We start from the raw sequence: 6,657 nt of genomic DNA, 5'->3' as shown, positions 1-6,657 counted from the left end.
CCCCCGGGGTCCCATTGGCACCCGGTGCCACCACCGATCCCCGACGCCTGGCACCCGGCGCGCTGGCGGCCCAGAAGGTCCGCCGGATCACCTCGAAGGAGTGGTCCAGCTGCGCCTCCACGTCGCCCCGGCCGCCGGCCCGCAGCCAGCGCCGCAGCACGTGGTTGTGCGCCGCGACCACCGCCGCCGCCGAGACCTCGGCCAGCATCGAGTCGTCCTCGCCGCCGCGCTGCCAGCCGGACGGGATGGACTCGCCGGTGTCGAAGCGCCCCAGCAGGTAGCGGGTGAACAGCCGCTCGTAGCGGGCCACCACGGCGATCTCCCGCTCGCGCAGCGCCGGGACCTGACGGATCAGCTGGTACCGCGCGACCGACACCCCCGGGGTGGAGGCGTACATCCGCAGCACCTCCTTGATGCCGCGGCAGACCACGTCCAGCGGGTGCTCCTCCGGCTCCGCGCTGGCCAGCAGGTCGGCCACCCGCACCAGGGTGTCGTCGTGGTCCGGGAAGATCGCCTCCTCCTTGGACCGGAAGTACCGGAAGAAGGTGCGCCGGGCCACCCCGGCGGCGGCCGCGATCTGGTCGACCGTGGTCTCCTCGTAGCCCTGCGAGGCGAACAGCTCCATCGCGGCCGTGGCCAGGTCCTGGCGCATCTGCTGGCGCTGCGCCGCCGCCCGGCGGCTGCCCGGCCCGCCGTCCGGCCCGGTGCCCCCGGTCGAGGGGGCGGTCCGGCCGTCGCCGCCGTGCGGCCCGGCGGGGTGCTGCGGGGAGCTTGACTGAACCCGATCCATGTCCGGAACGCTACACGGCCCGGGCGGCGCGGCCACGGCCCTTCCCCGCCGCACCGGTGCGACCGGACCGGTCACGGCCGGGCGGGGCCAGCGGGAGGACACCGTCCCGGGGCTCCAACCGGGGCGCGCGGAGGCCGCGGAGGGCGCGGATCCCTGCGGCGGGGCGCCGTTGCCGGAAGCCGCGCCGCCGTAGGGCTGCGTCCCGTGCGGTGGCGCCCCGTACGGCGGGGATCCCTGCGGCGGGGATCCGTACGGCTGTGCCGCGTGCGGTCCGGCCGGCGGCGGCCCGTACGGCGTCTCGTACGGGCCGCCCCCGTCCTGCGGCGTGGTCATCGGCGCGCGTGGTCGCGGAAGCCGCGGCCGGTCTTGCGGCCCAGGCAGCCCGCCGCGACCAGGTGCTCCAGCAGCGGCGCGGCGGCCAGGCCGGGCTCGCGGAACTCCTGGTGCAGCACCTGCTCGATCGTCAGCGAGACGTCCAGGCCGACCACGTCCAGCAGTTCGAACGGGCCCATCGGGTAGCCGCAGCCGAGCTTCATCGCGGTGTCGATGTCGTCCACCGTCGCGTAGTGCTCCTGGAGCATCCGCACCGCGTCGTTCAGGTAGGGGAAGAGCAGCGCGTTGACGATGAAGCCGGCCCGGTCGCCGCACTCCACCGGGTGCTTGCGGACCCCGGCGGTCAGCTCCAGCACGGTGGCGGTGACGTCCGGCGCGGTCAGCACGGTGGAGACCACCTCGACCAGCTTCATCGCCGGGGCCGGGTTGAAGAAGTGCATGCCGATCACGTCCTGCGGCCGCGAGGTGGCGGTCGCGCAGCTGATCACCGGCAGCGAGGAGGTGGTGGTGGCGAGCACCGCGCCAGGCCTGACGATCTTGTCCAGGGTGGCGAACAGCTCCCGCTTGACCGCCAGGTCCTCGGCGACCGCCTCGACCACCAGGTCCACCTCGGCCAGCTCGGCGTACTGGCCGACCGGGGTGACCAGCGCCAGTGCGGCGTCCCGCGCCCCGGCGGACAGCCGGCCCTTGGCCACCGAGCGCTCCAGCGACTTCGCCAGCTGCGCCTTGGCCTTCTCGGCCTTCTCCTGGCTGCGCGCGGCCAGCAGCACCGGGTGCCCGGCCTTGGCGAACACCTCGGCGATGCCGGTGGCCATCGTCCCCGAGCCGCAGACGCCGACGGTGCGCACCGGCCGGCCCGGCACCTTCGGCCGGGCCGGCCCGGTGGCCGCGTCCACGGCCCGGGACGAGCCCGGCGCCTCGTAGGTGTAGAAGCCGCGGCCGGTCTTGCGGCCCAGCAGCCCGGCGGCGACCAGCTGGCCGAGGATCGGGGCGGGCGCGTGCAGGCGGTCCCGGGACTGCTCGTACATCGCCTCCAGCACGGTGCGGGCGGTGTCGATGCCGATCAGGTCGAGCAGCGCCAGCGGGCCCATCGGCAGGCCGCAGCCGAGCCGCATCGCGGCGTCGATGTCCTCCCGCGACGCGTACTTGGACTCGAACATCGCGGCGGCCTGGTTCAGGTAGGCGAACAGCAGGCCGTTCACCACGAAGCCGGCCCGGTCGCCGGCCGCCACCGGCTCCTTGCCGAGGTCGCGGGCGAAGGCGGCGGCGTCCTCGGCGGTCCGCGGGGAGGTCAGTACGGTGCGGACCACCTCGACCAGCTTCATGCCGTGCACCGGGTTGAAGAAGTGCAGGCCGAGCACCCGCTCCGGACGGGAGGTCGCGGCGGCGATCCGGGTCACCGACAGCGCGGTGGTGCCGGTGGCCAGCACGGTGGCCTCCGGGCAGATCCGGTCCAGCTCGGCGAAGACCTCCCGCTTCAGCTCCAGCTGCTCGGGCACCTCCTCGATCACCAGGTCCGCCCCGGCGGCGGCCGCCAGTTCGTGGCCGACGGAGATCCGGGCCAGCAGCCCGGTGCGCTCCTCGGCGGTCAGCCGCTCCCGGTCGACCGCGTGCGCGGTGGCCTCCTCGATCCGGGCCAGTGCCCGGGCGGCCGAGTCCTCGGTGGCCTCGATGCCGATCACCCGGCGGCCGCTCTTGGCGACCGCCACCGCGACGCCGGCACCCATCGTGCCGAGGCCGACGACGGCGACAGTGGGGAAGGGACGCTCCATCTGTCCTGACTCCTAGTCATGAAGGGCCCGCGCGTGCTCCGGCGGGCGCGCCGCCGCGCCCGGACGCGCGCCGGGGGCGGCCGCCGCCGGAGGAGGGTCCACGCGCGGGGGCTGGGGAGATGACGGGGTGCGGCGCATCCGGGCAGGGGCCGGTCCGCTCCGGCCGAACTGCGGGTGTGCCGTGGTGCTCAGGCGCTCGAAGGTGAAGGAAGCGGCTCTGATACGAGGAGGAACCCGGCCCGCCGCGGTCCGCGGCACCTGCCGGTGAAAGCGCACCGCGCGGGCGCCGGAGAAGCGGCGACCGCGGCCTGCCGCCGGTGCGGCTCCCGAAGCCCGGCGGAGGTGCGTGTCCGGCCACTGTAGCGAAGCTACTGATGAGTAGGAAGGGGGCGTGGGCGGAAAACCGTTCGGGGCCGCGGGCGGGCGTTCGCTAGGGTGATCGACGCGGGGGCGGCTCCGCGGCGTGCTTCCTTCTCACTCATCTGCAAAATGAACCCGAGTGCGCCCACTCTCCGCCCCCGCTTCGTCGTATCCACCGGGGGAAGAGCAGTGAAGAAGCAGAACGCCGTGGCGCCCGAGGCCGCACTGGACGCCTACCTGCTGCACCGCCACGGGATGGTCCGGGTCGAGCCCGGAGCCGGGCCCGACGAGCCCCTGCCGTGGTCCGCCCAGGGGCTGGTCGCCCTGGAGGCCGACCTCGTCCGGCGCGGCCACGTGCTCACCGCCCCGCTGCGCGCCGCGCTCGGCCGGCTGCGCCCGCTCGACCTCGCCGCGGCCGGCACCCGGCTGCTGCGCGGCATCGACGCGATGCTCGGCGCCGACCGCAGCCACACCCCGCTGTTCCGCCGCTTCCCCGAGGGCGTGCCCTCCCACGCCCACGCCGACTACTCCGCGCTCGTCCGCGGCTACCTCCTCTGCCAGGCGAGCCAGATCTGCCCGGTCTGCGAGCGCGACAGCCTGGAGGCCGGGATCGGCGCCCTCGCCCCCTGCGCCCACCTGCTGTGCGGCGACTGCTACCTGGAACTGGTCGAGAACGGCGGCGACCCCCACTGCCCGCTCTGCCGCACCCCGCTGGAGCGCAGGCGCCGCCTGTCCAACGACACCAGGGCCGCCCGCAACGCCGCCCGCGAACTGCGGGCCGGCCGGCAGCTCACGCCACTGCGCCAGGCCGGCCCCGAGGACGTGGGCCTCCTCGCCGCCACCGGGCTGGCCGCGCTGCTCGCCCGGCAGACCCCGCTGAGTCCGCAGGACCGCGAGGACCTCACCCTGCTGCTCCACCACGCCCCGGACGACCCGGCCGGCTGGCTGCCCGCCGAGATCCCCGTCCGGGAGACCCGCGCCACCGTGCTGGCCGCCCTGCTGCACCGCGACCGGGAGGCCGCCCGGCCGCTGCTGGCCGCCCACCTCACCACCGCCACCGACGTCCTGCGGCTGATCTGGGCGTGGTCCGGCGCCGAGCCCGACCTGCTGCCCGAGACCGCCCGCACCCTGCGCCTGCGCAACCTGCCCCGCCCGCTGCGCCGCGACCTGCTCGCCGTCCTGGACGCGTTCCCGGTCGGCACCCTCGCCGAGGACCTGCGCCGCCACCGCGAGCCCTGGCTGCGGGCCGGCGAACTGCTGCACCCGTACGAGCACCGCGCCCGCTTCCCGTACGCGGCGGCCGCGTTCGCGGTGGTCCGGCAGAGCGATCTCGACCTCCACGGCCTCGGCCCGCTGCTGCGCGAGGCGCCCGCCCCGCTGCGGGTGAGCGAGACGCCCGGCGGCCACACCCGGCTGACCGTGGAGACCTTCGCCGCCCGGGTCGAGCGCGCCCTCGGGCAGGGCGACCTGCCCGCCGCCGTCCGGCTGCTGGCCGGCCGTCCGGGCGAACTGGTGCGCCGACTGCACCACCTGCTGCGGGTCCACGCCGCCTGGCTGCCCGGCGAACCGCTGCCCGCCGAACTCGCCGAGGCGCTGCCCGGCGCCCTGCGCGCCGTCGCCCCCGGCCCGCTGCTCGGCGCGTACGGACGGCTGCGCGCGCCGCGCGAGTACGGCGAGCGGCGGCTGTACTTCCCGCGCGGCCGGGTCGCCTCGGCGCACGCCCGGGCCGACCGGGGCACGCCCGTCCCGGCCGCTCTCAGCGCGCCCGTCTGCGCCCTGATCGAGGCCGAACTGCTGCGCCGGGCCGGGCGGTCGGCCCACGGGCCGGAGCGCTACCAGGTGGCCGTACTGGACGCCGCGCTGGCCGACCTGGTCGTCCCCTTCGCCGAGCGTGCCAGCGCCAAGACCCTGGTCGCCGTGCCGCGCGGCAGCGTGCAGCGGATCCCGGACGGGCAGCGGCTGCGGCTGTTCCTGCACTGGACGCAGCGCCCGCACCAGCGGGTGGACCTCGACCTGTCGGTCGCCTTCTACGACGAGGAGTGGCAGTTCGTCGGCCTGTGCGACTACACCCGGCTGGTCACCGGGCCGCGGGCCGCCGTCCACTCCGGGGACTACACCAGCGCCCCGCCGCCGCACGGCGCCACCGAGTTCGTCGACCTCGACCTGCCGGCGCTGGGCGAGGCCGGCGCCCGGTACGCCGTGGTGGTGGTGTTCAGCTACAACGACATCCCGTTCGAGGACCTCACCGACGCCTTCGCCGGATTCATGGCCCTGACCCCGTCCGAGGCGGCCCGGCAGCGCAAGAGCGGCTTCCACCCCAAGGGCGTCCGCCAGCGCCTCGACCTCGCCGGGGACGCCAGGATCTGCGTGCCGATGATCGTCGACCTGCGGCGCCGCGACTACACCTGGACCGACCTCAACGCGGGCGCCGGCAGCGGGTTCCACAACCTCGACCGGCACCACGCCAGGATCGGCTCGCTGGCCGCCGACGTCCTGACGCACTTCGCCCCCGGCTCCCGGGCCACCCTCTGGGACCTCGCCTGCGCCACCGCCGCGGCGGGCAGCGACGAGGTGCTGGTCCGCGACCGGACCGGCCGCGGGCTCGACGTCTACCGGCGGGGCGCGGACGAGCCGGTGAGCGCCTTCGCCGAACGGCTGCGCGCCCGCCACGAGAGCGACCGGCGCACCGAGCTGCCGCCGGACGACACCGCCCGGCTGATCGCCGAACGCCTCGACGGCGCCCGGGCGTTCGCCGCCCTGGTGCACGCCGACGTGCCCGCGCCGGCGGAGGCGCGCGGGACGCTCTACCGGCTCTACCCGGGCCCGACCGACGCCGCCCCGGACACCCTGGAGCGGATCACCGCGGGGGAGTGGACGGCCAGGTTCGCCCCGAACGGGTGAACGGGTGAACACGGCCGCCAAGAGGACCACCCGATAGGGGAGTTATCCGACCCCGACCGGCGGGGCAGCATGGGGACATGACCACCGGAACCGCCACCGCCGGCCCCACCGCGCCCGGTCCCGACGAGCCGCCCGTCACCGCCGAACGGCTCGCCGCCGCCGCCGCGGCGGCCGTCGCGCTGCCATCGCGCGCCGACCGGGCCGAGCGCGCCGAGAAGGCCGTCGACCGGCTGCGCACCGAGGCCGTCGAGGCGGTGGCCGTCACCTGGGTGGACAACGCCGGCATCACCCGGGTCAAGGCCGTGCCGCTCGGCGGTCTGGTGCACGCCGCGCAGTGGGGCGTCGGCACCGCGCCGTGCTTCGACGTGTTCCTCGCCGACGACGCGATCACCACCAGCGCGATCATCGGCGGTCCCACCGGGGACCTCAGGCTCTACCCTCCTCCTCCTCGACGATCCAGTAGTGCGGGATTCCGGCCTCGGCGTACTTGCGGAACTTGAC

General features: G+C 75.9%; 4 protein-coding genes. 2 read left to right on the top strand and 2 right to left on the bottom strand.

Going from position 1 to position 6,657, the window contains the following annotated elements; all coding sequences use genetic code 11:
• The coding region (locus tag ACIQOV_RS20770) for a TetR family transcriptional regulator (RefSeq protein ID WP_401050450.1) at positions 1-790 on the bottom strand (790 nt) is incomplete at its 3' end.
• Between the two features lie 329 nt (positions 791-1,119).
• Positions 1,120-2,895 (bottom strand): 3-hydroxyacyl-CoA dehydrogenase family protein, encoded by a 1,776-nt coding sequence (locus tag ACIQOV_RS20765; protein ID WP_387685807.1) that lies wholly within the window; start codon positions 2,893-2,895, stop codon positions 1,120-1,122.
• Positions 2,896-3,444: 549 nt separating this feature from the next.
• Here ACIQOV_RS20765 and ACIQOV_RS20760 point away from each other — a divergent pair.
• Complete coding sequence (locus ACIQOV_RS20760) at positions 3,445-6,156, top strand: MXAN_6230/SCO0854 family RING domain-containing protein (protein WP_401050448.1); 2,712 nt, start codon at positions 3,445-3,447, stop codon at positions 6,154-6,156.
• Between the two features lie 77 nt (positions 6,157-6,233).
• Positions 6,234-6,656: a hypothetical protein gene (locus tag ACIQOV_RS20755; protein ID WP_401050445.1), complete on the top strand. Its 423-nt coding sequence runs from the start codon at positions 6,234-6,236 to the stop codon at positions 6,654-6,656.
• The last annotated feature ends 1 nt before the right edge of the window (position 6,657 follow it).

This window comes from Kitasatospora sp. NPDC091257 (assembly GCF_044757675.1).
Taxonomy (GTDB): Bacteria; Actinomycetota; Actinomycetes; order Streptomycetales; family Streptomycetaceae; genus Kitasatospora; species Kitasatospora lactacystinica.
Note: the sequence above shows the minus strand (reverse complement) of the source record. Positions and strands in the feature narration are given on the sequence as shown.